16 protein-coding genes are annotated in these 14,720 nt (G+C 32.6%); 15 read left to right on the top strand and 1 reads right to left on the bottom strand.

What is annotated here, in order from left to right:
* The first annotated feature begins 15 nt into the window (after nucleotides 1-15).
* The 15 genes from BM246_RS11460 to BM246_RS11390 all read left to right on the top strand — a co-directional run bounded on the left by BM246_RS11460 (nucleotide 16) and on the right by BM246_RS11390 (nucleotide 14,263).
* Nucleotides 16-798 carry an SDR family NAD(P)-dependent oxidoreductase gene (locus tag BM246_RS11460; RefSeq protein ID WP_074938022.1) on the top strand — a complete coding sequence of 261 codons (783 nt, stop codon included), beginning with the start codon at nucleotides 16-18 and terminating at the stop codon, nucleotides 796-798.
* A gap of 40 nt (nucleotides 799-838) precedes the next feature.
* Nucleotides 839-1,696: a fumarylacetoacetate hydrolase family protein gene (locus BM246_RS11455; RefSeq protein ID WP_042497410.1), complete on the top strand. Its 858-nt coding sequence runs from the start codon at nucleotides 839-841 to the stop codon at nucleotides 1,694-1,696.
* Nucleotides 1,696-2,520, top strand: coding sequence for an amidohydrolase family protein (locus BM246_RS11450; protein ID WP_074938020.1), 825 nt, complete (start codon nucleotides 1,696-1,698; stop codon nucleotides 2,518-2,520). Before BM246_RS11455 ends, BM246_RS11450 begins: the two co-directional genes overlap by 1 nt.
* A 34-nt stretch (nucleotides 2,521-2,554) precedes the next feature.
* Nucleotides 2,555-3,334, top strand: coding sequence for an L-fucose dehydrogenase (locus tag BM246_RS11445; RefSeq protein WP_042502995.1), 780 nt, complete (start codon nucleotides 2,555-2,557; stop codon nucleotides 3,332-3,334).
* 49 nt (nucleotides 3,335-3,383) lie between these two features.
* A complete protein-coding gene (gene fucP / locus BM246_RS11440; RefSeq protein WP_074938018.1) occupies nucleotides 3,384-4,724 on the top strand; it encodes an L-fucose:H+ symporter permease in 1,341 nt (446 codons plus the stop codon).
* Nucleotides 4,725-4,745: 21 nt separating this feature from the next.
* Nucleotides 4,746-5,075, top strand: coding sequence for an L-rhamnose mutarotase (locus tag BM246_RS11435; protein WP_042502991.1), 330 nt, complete (start codon nucleotides 4,746-4,748; stop codon nucleotides 5,073-5,075).
* A gap of 292 nt (nucleotides 5,076-5,367) precedes the next feature.
* Complete coding sequence (locus tag BM246_RS11430; RefSeq protein WP_074938016.1) at nucleotides 5,368-6,558, top strand: BaiN/RdsA family NAD(P)/FAD-dependent oxidoreductase; 1,191 nt, start codon at nucleotides 5,368-5,370, stop codon at nucleotides 6,556-6,558.
* 102 nt (nucleotides 6,559-6,660) lie between these two features.
* A complete protein-coding gene (locus BM246_RS11425; RefSeq protein WP_139221886.1) occupies nucleotides 6,661-7,095 on the top strand; it encodes a hypothetical protein in 435 nt (144 codons plus the stop codon).
* A gap of 23 nt (nucleotides 7,096-7,118) precedes the next feature.
* Complete coding sequence (locus tag BM246_RS11420) at nucleotides 7,119-7,709, top strand: TPM domain-containing protein (protein WP_231961852.1); 591 nt, start codon at nucleotides 7,119-7,121, stop codon at nucleotides 7,707-7,709.
* Nucleotides 7,710-7,851: 142 nt separating this feature from the next.
* Nucleotides 7,852-8,085: a thioredoxin family protein gene (locus tag BM246_RS11415; RefSeq protein WP_042497519.1), complete on the top strand. Its 234-nt coding sequence runs from the start codon at nucleotides 7,852-7,854 to the stop codon at nucleotides 8,083-8,085.
* 14 nt (nucleotides 8,086-8,099) lie between these two features.
* Nucleotides 8,100-8,507, top strand: a complete 408-nt coding sequence (locus BM246_RS11410; RefSeq protein ID WP_074938014.1) for an OsmC family protein — start codon at nucleotides 8,100-8,102, stop codon at nucleotides 8,505-8,507.
* Nucleotides 8,500-9,477 carry a permease gene (locus tag BM246_RS11405; RefSeq protein WP_074938012.1) on the top strand — a complete coding sequence of 326 codons (978 nt, stop codon included), beginning with the start codon at nucleotides 8,500-8,502 and terminating at the stop codon, nucleotides 9,475-9,477. Before BM246_RS11410 ends, BM246_RS11405 begins: the two co-directional genes overlap by 8 nt.
* A gap of 378 nt (nucleotides 9,478-9,855) precedes the next feature.
* Nucleotides 9,856-12,477 (top strand): AAA family ATPase, encoded by a 2,622-nt coding sequence (locus BM246_RS11400; protein WP_074938009.1) that lies wholly within the window; start codon nucleotides 9,856-9,858, stop codon nucleotides 12,475-12,477.
* A 144-nt stretch (nucleotides 12,478-12,621) separates the two neighbouring features.
* A complete protein-coding gene (locus tag BM246_RS11395; protein ID WP_074938412.1) occupies nucleotides 12,622-13,341 on the top strand; it encodes a leucine-rich repeat domain-containing protein in 720 nt (239 codons plus the stop codon).
* Between the two features lie 127 nt (nucleotides 13,342-13,468).
* Nucleotides 13,469-14,263, top strand: a complete 795-nt coding sequence (locus tag BM246_RS11390) for a hypothetical protein (RefSeq protein ID WP_074938007.1) — start codon at nucleotides 13,469-13,471, stop codon at nucleotides 14,261-14,263.
* 147 nt (nucleotides 14,264-14,410) lie between these two features.
* On the opposite strand, the gene BM246_RS11385 is transcribed toward BM246_RS11390, so the two are convergent.
* A partial coding sequence (locus tag BM246_RS11385) for a transposase (RefSeq protein WP_139221885.1) occupies nucleotides 14,411-14,720 on the bottom strand: 310 nt, incomplete at its 5' end.

Here is a 14,720-nt window from a genome sequence, read left to right as displayed (position 1 = left end):
ATTAAGCATATAAAAATGACAAAATTCAGTTTAAAAAATAAAGTAGCCCTTGTAACAGGTGGCGGTAGCGGAATTGGTAAAGCCATATCTTTAACGTTTGCTGAGCAAGGTGCAGAAGTGCATATTCTAGATTTTAATCTTGAAGCTGCGGAACAAACAGTGAAAGAAATTGAAGCTTTAGGTGAAAAAGCAGCGGCTCATAAATGTGATGTTGCAAACCAAGCTAATGTGGATAGTATTGTAAAAATGATTTCGGAAAACGGAACGATTGATATTTTAATTAACAATGCAGGTATTGCCCATGTTGGTAATATTGAAGGATGTGAGGAAGCCGATTTAGATCGTCTTTACAACGTAAATATCAAAGGAGTTTACAATTGCATTAAAGCATGTTTACCAGCTTTAAAGAAAACAGGGAACGGCGTAATTTTAAACCTAGCATCTATTGCATCTACAGTTGGTATTAACGATCGTTTTGCATATTCTATGACAAAAGGAGCAGTGTTAACGATGACGTATTCTATTGCAAAAGATTTTATAAAAGATGGTATTCGTTGTAATTGTATTGCACCCGGACGTGTACATACACCTTTTGTAGATGGGTTTATTAAAAATAATTACCCAGGTAAAGAAGAAGAAATGTTCGAAAAATTATCGGCAACTCAACCTATTGGGCGTATGGGAAAACCTCAAGAAATGGCAGATTTAGTGCTGTTTTTATGTTCGGATGAAGCTGGCTTTATCACAGGATCTAACTATGCTATCGATGGTGGTTTTGTAACACTAAACGGTAATTAAAAAAATATATATTTATACAAACATAAAATAACTTATACAGATGAAATTAATAAGATTTGGAGCAGTAGGAAGCGAGCAACCAGGTGTTCAATTAGAAGACGGGACAATAATCGATGTATCGGCATTTGGAACAGATTATAATGAAGAATTTTTTGGAAACGATGGTATTGGAAAACTAAAAGTTTGGTTAAAAGATAACCAAGATAGTTGCCCAACCGTAGCAGACGATGTACGTTTAGGTGTGCCATTAACAAGACCATCAAAAATTGTTTGTGTGGGCTTAAACTATGCACAACACGCAGCAGAAGCTGGTATGGATATTCCTAAAGAACCGGTATTGTTTTTTAAATCGACTACCGCTTTAGTGGGACCTAATGATGATGTTATTATTCCGAAAAACAGTGAAAAATCGGATTGGGAAGTAGAATTAGCTATCGTTATTGGTAAAAAAGCATCTTATGTAGAAGAGGCAGATGCTTTCGATCATATTGCCGGTTACGTTTTACATAACGATGTAAGTGAGCGTGCTTTTCAAATAGAAAAATCTGGACAATGGTGTAAAGGTAAAGGTTGTGATACATTCGCACCAGTAGGACCTTTTATTGCAACAACAGACGAAATTAAAGATCCGAATAACTTAAATCTTTGGTTAAAAATTAACGGAGAAATGATGCAAAATAGCTCAACATCCGATTTTATTTTTAATGTACAACACGTAGTAAGTCATATCAGTCAATTCATGACCTTACTTCCTGGAGATATTATTTCTACAGGTACGCCATTTGGTGTTGGTTTAGGTTTAACACCTCCAACATACTTAAAACCTGGCGATGTTATGGAATTAGGTATTGAAGGTTTAGGTGTTTCTAAGCAATCGGTAAAAGCATACAAAAAATAATGAAAATAGATGCGCATCAGCATTTTTGGAGTTACAATCCAGTTAGAGATAGCTGGATTGATGCTTCTATGGAAGTGATAAGAAAAGATTTTCTTCCTAAGGATTTAAAACCTATTTTAGATGCCAATGCTATTGATGGCTGTATTGTGGTAGAGGCCAATCCGTCGGAAGCTGAAACCCAATTTTTATTAGATTTAGCCCATAAAAATCCTTTTATAAAAGGTGTTGTTGGCTGGGTCGATTTATGTGCAGATAATGCAGAAGCGCGCTTAAAACATTTTTCTGAAAACAAGATGTTTAAAGGCGTTCGCTATTTATTACAAGTAGAAAACGAAGACTTTGTTTTACGCGAAGATTTTCAGCAAGGCATTAGTAAATTAAGTCAATTCAACTTAGCTTACGATGTTTTAATTTTTCCAAAACATTTGGCAAATGTGGTCAAGTTGGTCGAGAAATTTCCGAACCAACAATTTGTGATCGATCATATCGCGAAACCACAAATTTCAAAAGGATTAGATCCCGATTGGGTAAAGCATATTATGAAATTAGGCACATTTAAAAATGTGGCTTGTAAAATTTCGGGTATGGTTACCGAAACGGAAGATTTTAATTTTCAACCAGAAGATTTTACACCATTTTTAGATACAATGGTTGATGCTTTTGGAACCGATAGATTACTATTTGGATCCGATTGGCCTGTATGTCTTTTAGCTGCGGAATATAAAAGTGTTTTGCAAATTATTGAAAACTATTTTATCGATTTCTCGGAAGAAGAACAACGCCAAATTATGGGCGAAAATGCCATAAAGATTTACAATTTATAAACGTAGAACTACAACTAAAACTAAAATTCAAATTATGGATTTAAATTTAAAAGATAAAGTTATTATAGTTACCGGAGGCTCCAAAGGTATCGGCTTAGGGATTGTAGAATCCTTAATTCGTGAAGGTGCTAAGCCAGTAATTATAACTAGAAATAAAGCCAGTGTAGACGAGGTTATCGACGTGTTTTCTAAACAAGGTATCGATATATTTTATGCACTAGCAGAACTTACCGATCCTGTACAATGCGAAAAAGCAGTGGCAGCTGTAGTAGAAAAATATGGCCAAATTGATGGCTTAGTAAATAACGCAGGCGTTAACGATGGTGTTGGCTTAGAAAGCGGTAATTACGAAGGTTTCATGGAGTCTTTAAAACGTAATGTTGTGCATTATTATTTAATGGCACACTACGCATTACCAGAGCTTAAAAAGAGCAAAGGTGCTATTGTAAATATTGGTTCTAAAACAGCCGATACAGGCCAAGGTGGTACTTCGGGTTATGCTGCATCAAACGGTGGGCGAAATGCTTTAACCAGAGAATGGGCCGTAGAGTTATTGCCATATAGTATTCGTGTAAACGCATTAATTGTTGCCGAATGTTACACACCATTATACGAAAAATGGATTAGCACATTCCCAGATAAAGAAGAAAAGCTAGAAGCCATTACTAAAAATATTCCTTTTGAAAATCGTATGACAACGGCTGAAGAAATTGGAGATACAGTCGCTTTTTTATTATCCAGTAAATCTAGCCATACCACGGGGCAATTACTTTATGTAGACGGCGGGTACACACACCTCGATCGTTCTATATAATACGTCATTTTTTCAATTAAAAATTAATAAGCTATCCTAACTAATTTATATGAATACCACACCAAAAACACCTGTAGTATCAAAAAAAGTACTTATTCCATTTATACTTGTAACGTCATTGTTTGCCCTTTGGGGATTTGCAAATGCCGTTACCGATCCCATGGTAAATGCCTTTAAAAAAGTATTAGAATTAACCAACACACAAGCCTCTTGGGTACAAATGGCTTTTTACGGTGGTTACTTCTGTATGGCCTTACCTGCAGCTATGTTTATGCGTAAGTACTCGTATAAAGTTGGGGTTTTAATAGGTTTAGGTTTATATGCTGGTGGTGCATTATTGTTTTATCCAGCGGCTATTACAGAGCAATTTTGGTTTTTCTGTTTAGGTTTATATGTATTAACATTTGGTTTAGCCTTTTTAGAAACGGCTGCCAATCCATATATTTTAGCAATGGGAGCTAAAGAAACAGCAACCCAACGTTTAAATTTAGCACAATCGGTAAACCCAGTAGGTTTAATAGCAGGTTTGCTAGTGGCAAAATATTTTGTTTACGATAAACTTCAATCTGATGATATTGCAGATTTTAGCGCATTAGACGAAGCTAAAAGAGCCATGATAAAAGTAGCCGATTTAGCAGTTATTCGCGATCCTTACGTTGTTTTAGGTTTAGTAATTACGGCTGTATTTGTGTTGTTTTTAGTGAGCAAAATGCCACAGTCTAAAGAAGAAGGTGTTATGCCAAGTTTAGGGCAAACCTTTAAAAAATTAGGGTCTAACAGTAAATATGTTTTGGGTGTTGTAGCACAAATATTATATGTTGGTGCACAAATTATGACGTGGACGTACATTTACCAATACGCCGAAGCTATCGATTTATCGAATGCCGATGTACCTAGTTACGAGAAAATAGATGTATTTGCTTATCAATTTATCGCCTTTGTTTTATTTACAGTAGGTAGAATTGTAGGTACAGCGATGTTGCGTGTTATGAGTCCAGGGAAATTATTAATGACGTTTGCTCTTTTAGCTATGGCATGTGTTGCAGGCGCTATATTTGTAGAAGGCATTTTTGGCTTGTATTGTGTAGTAGGTATTTCATTCTGTATGTCTTTAATGTTCCCAACTATTTATGGTATTGCATTAAACGATTTAACCGAAGAGCAATCTAAAGTAGGTTCTGCAGGATTAGTAATGGCCATTGTTGGTGGTGCCTTATTACCAATGTTACAAGGTATGATTATCGATGCTGGCGGAAGCGGTGTTGCCGATACTACAATTATGGGTGTTGCCGAGGTTAATTTCTCGTTTATATTACCTCTAGTATGCTTTGTTTACATCGCTTGGTATGGTATGCATGTTTTTAAGAACCACGAAGGAACTGTTGCTTAAATTGAGTTGAAAAATTATAATATGAAAAAACATTGTTTCGCTTTAGATTTAGTAGATGATGCTAAATTAATAGAAGATTATAAAGTGGCCCATCAAAAGGTGTGGCCAGAAATTATAAAGAGTATTAAAGATTCTGGTATAGAAGATTTAGAAATTTATTTAGTAGGAAATCGTTTATTCATGATTATGGTGGTAAACGATAGTTTTTCATTCGAACAGAAGAACGCTATGGATGCTAATAATCCTAAAGTTCAAGAATGGGAAACATTGATGTGGAACTACCAACAAGCGCTACCAATGGCCAAAGAAGGCGAGAAGTGGATGCTTATGGAAAAAATATTTCAGTTGTAGAATATAGTAGATGTGTTTGTTTTCGTTTACACGGAAGCATAAAAATAATATTGTAAAAGCTCAAAAGCATCATTGTTTTTGAGCTTTGCTTTTTTTATGAATTTGATAAGAACTGCAGATCAATAATTATCGCTAAATCTGAAATTAATACATGATTCAACTATCTAAATTTTTAAGAGTCAATTTATATGCTTAAGTTTCGGCTTTCAGCTTGAGATTTTCGAAATATGACACAGCATAACACCATATTCCCAAACGGGGCATTTCATTTAAAACCTTTTATTTTTTTTAGATGAAACAGGTATCCATTATTGGCGGAGGTCCAGCAGCACTTATGCTTGCGGCACAAATAGATACTGCAAAATATAGCGTAACTATTTACGAAAAGAAAAAAACAGCCGGACGTAAGTTTCTTGTAGCCGGAGAAGGCGGCTTAAACCTCACGTTTAGTGCTCCGGAAGATGCGCTCATACAGCAATATCACCCTAGTGGATTTATGGCGCCCATTATCCGTGAGTTTAATAATCAAGATTTTATAAATTGGCTCAATCAACTCGGTATTTCAACCTTTGTAGGCTCTAGTAATCGTGTGTTTCCAAAGCAAGGCGTAAAGCCCATAGAAGTGCTTAAAACCATTGTAGATTATGTTGCAGCACGAGGCGTTCAATTTAAATTTAATACAAAATGGACGGGCTGGAATAGGCAAGGCGATTTAACTTTTGAAAATGAAGCTGCAGTAACTTCAGATATTGTAGTTTTTGCATTGGGAGGCGCAAGTTGGAAAGTTACAGGTTCCACGGGTTCATGGAAATCTAAGTTTGAAAAACGCCATATAAATGTTCTGCCTTTTAGAGCTGCAAATTGTGCTTTTGGTGTTAATTGGCAAACCGATTTTATAAACATTCACGAAGGGAAACCTTTAAAAAATATAGCACTTACTTTTAATAATGTATTAGCAAAAGGAGAGTTGGTAATTTCTAAATTCGGGTTGGAAGGCAATGCTATTTATGCGCTTAGTCAAAAAATACAAGATCGGTTACTTACAGAAAAAGAAGTGATTATCCACTTAGATTTAAAACCTAAAATGACGGTTAATCAAATACGTAGTAAGTATAAAAATGCACGACGTTCTAAAGTTACCGATATTTTAAAAAATGATTTAAATCTCGATAGAACAGCTATTAGTTTGTTAAAACAATTTACAGATAAACACACCTTTTCGAATCCCGATGTGTTGGTGCAAACTATTAAAGCCGTTCCGGTGGTTATTACCTCGGCAGGTCCTTTAGATGAAGCTATTTCGTCTTTAGGCGGTTTGGCTTTAGATGAAGTTGACGCCAATTTTCAATGTAAAAAAATACAAAATACCTACGCCATTGGCGAAATGCTAGATTGGTATGCGCCCACTGGTGGTTATTTATTACAAGGTTGTATTAGTATGGGTGTCGCTTTGGCTAATCATTTAAATAGTTTGGAAGGGTAGAGGTAGGCTGCAATGGTCTTTTTATTTTTGAATTGTTTTTTTGGGATGTGTAATATGAATATTATATATTAGGTGGATACAATTTATTAAACAGCACTAAAAATGGCTAGTCGTAAAACCTTGAAAAGCGTTTCTCATAATTTTGGACATTCATTTGTGAGTTTGATGAATTTTATAGAAACAGATTATTTCTTGGGGCTTTTACTTAAAGAAATGCGAAAAACAAAACTAAACCGACTTGAAGTAGATATTTTGAATGATAAATCGTATCCAAAAGAATTGCTCACATTGAAAATTCTAAAATCTATTGGTTATTGGAACAAATCATTTCCAAAATTAGTTGAAAATAGTGGTTCTTCCATGGAATATGTGAAATCGGCAAAAATGATAATTGAATTTGATTTAGCTTTAAGCAGAGTGTGTTCTCACGACAAACAGTTTATTGAAAATCCATACGTTTGCGAAATAACAATTTTAGATGATAATGGAAAGGAATACAGGAAACAACAAAATGGATGGTGGTTTCCAGAAAATTAATATATTAACTTTACTTTCAAGCCATGAAAAAAGAGAAAACCAAATTAAAGTTACTAACGTCAGTATTGCATAAAATGAAAATAAGTACAAAAATAGTATTGATTTTCTTGGCTTTAAATGTATGCTCTTGCAAAGGAAATGCTCAAGATACCGAAACTGAAAAATTGACGCCGAAATATGAATATTTGGGAATAGAAAATAGTGCGTTTCCAAAACCGATAGGCATAATAAATGACTACGGACAGGTGTTTACAGAATCTCAACGGGCAGAATTATCGAAAATCCTTTATGATTATGATATGGAAACAACAAGGCAAGTTGTGGTGGTCACCATCGACAGTATAAAACCTTATCAAAACATTCAAAAATATGCAACCAATTTAGGACAAAGTTGGGGCGTTGGAACGGCTGAAAAAAACAACGGACTTACCATAGTATTATGCAAGCCTTGTAGAGAAATTGGGATTGCAACAGGAACTGGAACCGAGCTGATTTTAACCGACCAAATTTGTAAAGAAATCATTGATGAAAAAATGATACCCGAATTTAAAAATGAAGCATTTTATGCCGGAATTAAAAGTGGTGTACTCCAATTAATTAAAAAGTGGGAATAAACAGGTTTTTCTTCTAAATTTCCTTTAGTAATAAATCATTTAGTACATAAACAATACACAAAACAATTCAATTTTAGTGTAACATAAATCACCTTTTTTAATATTTCGGATACTTATCTTTGGTATAAGAAACCCGAATATTATGACTACAATTAAAATATTAGGCACCGGATGTCCAAAATGTAAAACAATGACAACCGTTGTTCGAGATGTCGTTTCAGAAAACAACATTGAGGCAACCATTGAAAAAGTTGAGGATATTATTGAAATCATGAAATTTGATGTCATGACAACTCCAGCATTGGTAATCGATAATGTGGTGACAATAAAAGGGCGTGTACCTTCGAAAGACGAAGTGCTAGCGCTATTGAATTAATACACCAAACGGTTATGGAATATCATATTAAAGCATCGTCTGTTTCAAATCAAGATGCTGTTATTCATATAAAACAATCTGATATAGATTTTGGTACAACGCCAAAAACGGCCGAAACCTTACCAAACCCTGCCGAATTATTCTTGGGGGCTTTCGCATCTTGCGTATTAAAAAATGTAGAACGTTTTTCGGGCATGATGAAGTTCTCTTATACAAAAGCCACCATTGACGTTAATGCCACCCGACTTGAAAATCCGCCAAGGATGGAACATCTTATTTACAATGTAACCATCTATACCAACGATAAAAAACTGAATACAGATTTACTTAAAAAGAACATCGAAAAGTTCGGTACCATCTACAACACAGTAAAATTATCGTGCGCCATTTCTGGTACTGTTAGTGTTAAACAACATGTTTAACTGGATACAAAATATTGCCGATTGGTTTGTTTACAACCTTCTAAATTTAAATAAAGAACAACATATAGCAGAAGCCTTAAACTTCTTTATTTACGACACTATAAAGATTTTAATTCTACTCTTTGTAGTTATCTTTTTTATGGGAATCGTAAATAGTTACTTCCCTATAGATAAGGTTAAAAACTACCTCTCCAGAAATAAATTATTTGGTTTAGAATATCTTATGGCTAGCCTTTTTGGAGTTGTAACACCGTTTTGTTCCTGCTCATCAGTACCTTTATTTATTGGTTTTGTGCGTGGCGGAATTCCTTTAGGTGTCACCTTTGCATTTTTAATAACCTCACCTTTGGTTAATGAGGTTGCCATTGGTCTCTTTATGGGCTTGTTTGGTGTAAAAACAACTATTATCTACGTAATTAGTGGTGTGCTATTAGGTACAATATCTGGCGTTATACTTCAAAAATTAAAACTAGAATCTTATTTAACACCATGGGTGAAAGATATTTTAGCACATGCACAAAGAGATCAAGATGTGTTTCAGGCAGAAAAACAAACCTTTAAACAACGCTTACCAATTATTTGGGCCGAAGTTCTTAAAATTATAAAAGGCATTATCCCTTATGTGCTGGTAGGTATCGCCATTGGCGGACTCATGCACGGCTATATTCCAGAAGGGTTTTTCGAAAAATATATGGATAAAGACAACCTGTTTGCTGTGCCTATTGCAACCATTTTGGCGGTGCCTATGTACTCAAACGCATCGGGTATACTTCCGGTGGTGCAGGTATTGGTAGCAAAGGGCATTCCTTTAGGAACCGCAATTGCTTTCATGATGGGCGTTGTTGGCCTGTCGTTACCAGAAGCCATGCTTTTAAAAAAAGTTATGACGCTTAAACTCATTGCTATATTTTTTGGAGTGGTAACATTATGCATTATCATCTCTGGTTACGTGTTCAATTTAATTTTATAATTCAGAATAAAACAAGATTAAAAAAATCTACAACTTTATCAATCTGTTTTTAGTTCGGTTGGTATGTTTGTTATATTTTAGTTGTAGGTAATTTAAACAGATTTGAAATTGAAAGAAGTAGAAAGCAATTATAACTTAACACCTCTAACTTGGTATGGCATAGTATTGTAAATAGCATAATGCTTATACTCGTAATTTAGGGACTTACTTGGCAAATAATGCAATGCGTGAAACTGAAGCGTAAAAAATAAATTTTGGCTTTTACGGAAACCCGTAAAGTATTGTGAGATAGATGATTTAATTTTAGGCTTTGACTAAGGGGGGATTATTTATTATACTTTGCTTTAGTTTTTTATAAATCTTTCATAAAAATATAATATGCCAATACTTAATGACATAATTGACTGGGTTGAACATAAGCCTGACTTCTGGCAAGTAGCAATTGACCGCTTAATTAGGAATAATGAGCTTACTGATAATGATATTATGGAATTAACAGAAATTTGTAAAGTAGATTATGGATTATCGGAATTTAATTTTACTAATGTAGATTTTAATGATTTAAGAAGTTTTGCAAATAATGTAACCAGTAGCAATGATGTTATACTTTCTAAAATTTCTAATATTGATAATGTAAACGCACTCTCAAAAACTTGTGAATTAGAATTTGCCCCAAAAGGACTTACGATAATCTATGGCGATAATGGTTCAGGAAAATCAAGCTATGTGAGTATTTTAAAACACGCTTGTAATACAAGAGGACATAAGCCGAAAATCAACGATAATTTATACGACCCAACTTGTTTTGGAAGCGATAAAAAAGCTGATATTGAATATACAATTGATGGAACAAACTTTAATATAGTAAACCTTGTTAACGAAGAAGTAAGTACTTCTATTTTAAAAAGTGTGGATGTTTTCGACACATTTAGTGCAAACCATTATATTGAAGGAGAAGATGAAATTGCTTTCATTCCTCAAGGTTTATCAATTATAGAAAAATTGGCAATTGGTATAAAAAAAGTCGAGAGCAAACTAAATTCAGAGTTTTTAAGTCCAGCTTTAAAAGAGTTCGACTATTCCTTTTTAGATGTTTCGGAATGTTCAACAGCAAAAACCTTTCTAGACAACTTAAACGCAGATACAAAACTAGAAGAATTAAGAGCTGAATCTATTTGGAATTCAACTAAAGATTCTAGAATTAAAAAGTTGATTAAAGAAATAGAGAAATTAAACGCGACAGATCCAAAGAAAAACTTAAAAGAAAATGAAGAAAAGATAAAACGCTTTGAAATTTTGCAAAAGAAATTTCAAACGCTAGAAGATAACTTGACAGGTCAAATCTTAATAGATTTAAAACAAACGTTAAATAACTTTGTAATAACAAGTAAAGCATTAAAAGAGTCTTCTGAAAAAGCATTTTCTGATTTACCAATTGAAGGTGTTGGTAATAGTTCGTGGAAATTACTTTGGGAAAGTGCTCGTAAATTTTATAATGAAAGTACGAAAAAGGAAAACTTCCCTGAAATAAATAAAGATAGCAATTGTCCTCTTTGTCTTCAAGGGTTAGATGAGGGTGCAAAGAATAGGTTTACTTCTTTTGAGGAATTTATAAAAAATGATATTCAAAAAACTTTTGATGAAGCATCTAATAAATTTGATTTAGCTATTGAAGATTTGAATAGTTTAGACTTCTCTTTTGAGGAGCAAAAACCTTCAGCAATAGAATTAAATGAATTGGTTGAGGATTATTCGCAAAATCAAGAACAATATTTAGAATTACTTTCTAAACAGAAAGAGAATTTAGTAACTCTTTTTAATGCTAAAAAAACTATTGAATATTTTAATAAAATTGAAATTGAGAACACACCAAAAACACAAATTCAAGAACTCATTAAAACCTTAAATAAAATAAATGAGAAATTAAAAGACCAATCAATTGAAGAGGATTTAAAACCGCTCAATAAAGAACTGAATCAATTAAAAGGGGAAAAAAATATTTTCGATTATAGACCAAAATTTGGTCGTGAAATTTACAGACAAAAAAGAATAAAATTACTTAATCAATGCATTAGTAAATGTAATACTCGGGGCATTACAACACATAGTAATCAGTTAGCTACAAGTTATGTAAGTCAAAATCTTAAACAGAATTTCAAAAGCGAACTGACCAAACTAGGTTTTAAGAATATCAAAATAGAGACGGAAACGAAAGGACAAAGAGGAAAACAATATCACTATTTAAGACTTGATGAACAAAATGCAAGCGGAATAGCATTAAAAGATGTTTTAAGCGAGGGAGAGCACAGATGTATTTCTTTGGCAACATTTTTGTCTGAATTATCCATTTCAGAGCATAAAAGTACTATAATTTTTGACGACCCAGTTTCATCTCTCGACCACAAATGGAGAAATAAAATATCAAAAAGAATTGCAGAAGAATCTTTAGATAGACAAGTAATCGTTTTTACTCACGATATTACTTTCCTGTTAATGATTCAAGAACATTCTATCAAATTAAATTGTGATTTAGATATAAAGAGCCTTACAAGAAAGAAAAAAGAAACAGGACTGATTGCTAGCAATCCACCTTGGGATGCTTTACCTGTTGGCAAAAGAATTGGTTTATTAAAAGACGCCTACCAAAAATTGGAAAAAATCGAAAGAACCGAAACTGAAGAAATATATAAAGAACGCGCAAAAATTTTATATGGTAAACTTCGAGAAACTTGGGAACGTTTTATTGAGGAAGTTTTCTTGAATGGTGCAATTCAAAGGTTTGGGAGAGAAATTCAAACTCAACGTTTATCAAAAATTATAGATTTGACAAATGATGATTATAATCTTGTAGATACAAATATGAGTAAATGTTCTACTTATTTTATAGGACACGATACAGCAGGAACATTAATTGAAGAAATGCCTGACTCTGATGAATTTCTTGCTGATTTGAAAATTTTAGAAGAATATATGAAAGACATTAGGAAACGAAGAAAATAACAAAGCATAACAATATATATATAATAGGCGAAACAGTAGTGAAATCAAGGGTTTTGGTTCATGTTTAATTTTGTGCTTAACCGAAAATTTAATGCTTCAAAACCGCTTACTTTTCATATACTAACCGTTAACCACAGTAAAAAAATGAACTGGAACAACTATTTATCCGAAAGTAAATCACCATCTGATTACCCACATTTGGGAATTTTAGAAGGAACTGTTCGTTGCCCATTTGATATTTCTGAATTACCAACTAATTCTGAAATAATAGACATGCCAACGCCGCTTAAAAAATTTAAACTGAATTATTTCAATTATGAACATTTGATTGGAAATAAAGTTGTTGAAGGAATAATACTAAATGACTTAGATAAAGAACGTTTGAATGTAATTGCTTCATTACCAAATCTAAAATATCTTAACATCTCTAACAACAAACAAGATGCCATTCCAAATTTATCCGTTTTAAAATCTTTAGAAGTTTTGATTTTAAGTGGAATAACTAAAGTAGAAAACATCAATTTTATTGCGAATTTGGAAAACTTAAAAACATTATATATTTATGGAATTAAGAATTTGTATGAATTAAAACCACTTACAACGTTACCTCAATTAAAAGAATTATGGTTAGACCACGGAAGAATGGGAGGAACAGGGAAAGCCGTTAAAAATATTGAGCCTTTATCAGAATTGAATAATTTGGAATACTTAAATATGATTCTAAATGTTGAGAATAAAAATTATGATATTTCACCATTACTGAATTTAAAGAAGTTAAAACATTTGAGAACCTTGCCAAGGTTTATGAATAAGGAAAAAAAAGAAACGTTAGAAATGGAAATTCCATTAGTTAAAATAATATAAATTACTGTGATTAACAAAGTATATAATTTACTGCTAGTTTTAGCTTACTTCTGAAAATCTTCGCGGATTTTCTATTCAGTTTTTGTTTACTAAATTAGGAGCTTAACCACGTAGCTATAAGAATAAAATGATTAAGAATTTTAATGATTTTGCAAACTATAAATATCAAGTCTCAAATGAAGATATTTTCTCAGACAATCTTGAATTAGGAATTTCTGGAATTAAATATGATTCCAAAACTCTATTAGTTTTGCCGAGAAATAAGAATTTAGGTCCTATAAATCAATATAGAGAACTAGAATTTATAGAATTCAATAATTATGACTTGAATGATACTGAGGTAAAAATTCTAAATGAGAATGAAGAAGTTCTAGAAAAAGTAAAATATTTAAGTTTTTGGAATACAAAATTATTCGACTTAACTCTACTTAACATATTCAAAAATGTCGAGTTCTTAAGCATATCACATATAACTGACCCAGATTTCACATTCAACGGTATTCGTGATTTGAGTCAATTGAAAACACTTTGTCTACTTAAAACGGGGAAAGTTAAAGATTTAACTTCTCTCAATTTTAATGATAGTATTGAGAATTTATCAATAATTCAACCTACTAATATTAAAGACACAATTGGAATAGGAAAACTAAATAACTTGAAATATTTAAATATTGAAGGGTCATATGATAAAACATACAAACTTGAAAAGTTAAATGAATTAGACAAATTGCCTTCACTTGAAAAGATAGAGTTAACCAGAATAAAAATTCCTCAAAAAGAATTAATTACTGCACTTAATTTACCTTTTCAAATTGAATTGAAAATAGACACTAATCTGTATTCAACTCAGGAATACAAAGAACTTAGTTTGGAATTAAAAAATGTAAATTCAAATGCTTTTACTCCTTTATATAGAAAGTAATGATTATGTACAACCTATTGGTAAAGGAAAAAGGAGAATTAAAAAATCTGACAAAAAATTTGAAGAAAAACTCGACCAGTTAATTGAAGACTGGTACAAATAACAATTGCTAACAAAGTACTGTGCTAAAAAACAAGTAAAATCTTATTAATTTTTCACTAGCGCACTTTTATATTCCTTGTCAAATATTAAACCCGATTTTGCAATAGCAAAAGCTTGTTTTAATAGCTTATTACATACCGCTATTAATGCTAATTTTTTACTCTTTCCTTTTGCTACTAATCGTTCATAAATATCTCTGCATGCTTTATTGTATTTACAAGCTGTAAAACTGCACATAAATAATAAATTCCTGAGTTTTTGATTGCCCATTTTACTAATTCGTGGTCGTCCTTTTATACTACTTCCACTTTGCCTAATCACTGGAGTTAATCCTGCGTAACTACATAATTCTGCT

Source organism: Algibacter lectus (genome assembly GCF_900112395.1).
Taxonomy (GTDB): domain Bacteria; phylum Bacteroidota; class Bacteroidia; order Flavobacteriales; family Flavobacteriaceae; genus Algibacter; species Algibacter lectus.
This window is presented reverse-complemented; position numbering and strand designations above follow the sequence as displayed.

Excerpts from the sequence above, each read along its gene's own strand:
- BM246_RS11460 (WP_074938022.1), top strand. The coding sequence starts at position 16 with ATGACAAAATTCAGTTTAAAAAATAAAGTAGCCCTTGTAACAGGTGGC.
- BM246_RS11455 (WP_042497410.1), top strand. The coding sequence starts at position 839 with ATGAAATTAATAAGATTTGGAGCAGTAGGAAGCGAGCAACCAGGTGTT.
- BM246_RS11450 (WP_074938020.1), top strand. The coding sequence starts at position 1,696 with ATGAAAATAGATGCGCATCAGCATTTTTGGAGTTACAATCCAGTTAGA.
- BM246_RS11445 (WP_042502995.1), top strand. The coding sequence starts at position 2,555 with ATGGATTTAAATTTAAAAGATAAAGTTATTATAGTTACCGGAGGCTCC.
- fucP (WP_074938018.1), top strand. The coding sequence starts at position 3,384 with ATGAATACCACACCAAAAACACCTGTAGTATCAAAAAAAGTACTTATT.
- BM246_RS11435 (WP_042502991.1), top strand. The coding sequence starts at position 4,746 with ATGAAAAAACATTGTTTCGCTTTAGATTTAGTAGATGATGCTAAATTA.
- BM246_RS11430 (WP_074938016.1), top strand. The coding sequence starts at position 5,368 with ATGAAACAGGTATCCATTATTGGCGGAGGTCCAGCAGCACTTATGCTT.
- BM246_RS11425 (WP_139221886.1), top strand. The coding sequence starts at position 6,661 with ATGGCTAGTCGTAAAACCTTGAAAAGCGTTTCTCATAATTTTGGACAT.
- BM246_RS11420 (WP_231961852.1), top strand. The coding sequence starts at position 7,119 with ATGAAAAAAGAGAAAACCAAATTAAAGTTACTAACGTCAGTATTGCAT.
- BM246_RS11415 (WP_042497519.1), top strand. The coding sequence starts at position 7,852 with ATGACTACAATTAAAATATTAGGCACCGGATGTCCAAAATGTAAAACA.
- BM246_RS11410 (WP_074938014.1), top strand. The coding sequence starts at position 8,100 with ATGGAATATCATATTAAAGCATCGTCTGTTTCAAATCAAGATGCTGTT.
- BM246_RS11405 (WP_074938012.1), top strand. The coding sequence starts at position 8,500 with ATGTTTAACTGGATACAAAATATTGCCGATTGGTTTGTTTACAACCTT.
- BM246_RS11400 (WP_074938009.1), top strand. The coding sequence starts at position 9,856 with ATGCCAATACTTAATGACATAATTGACTGGGTTGAACATAAGCCTGAC.
- BM246_RS11395 (WP_074938412.1), top strand. The coding sequence starts at position 12,622 with ATGAACTGGAACAACTATTTATCCGAAAGTAAATCACCATCTGATTAC.
- BM246_RS11390 (WP_074938007.1), top strand. The coding sequence starts at position 13,469 with ATGATTAAGAATTTTAATGATTTTGCAAACTATAAATATCAAGTCTCA.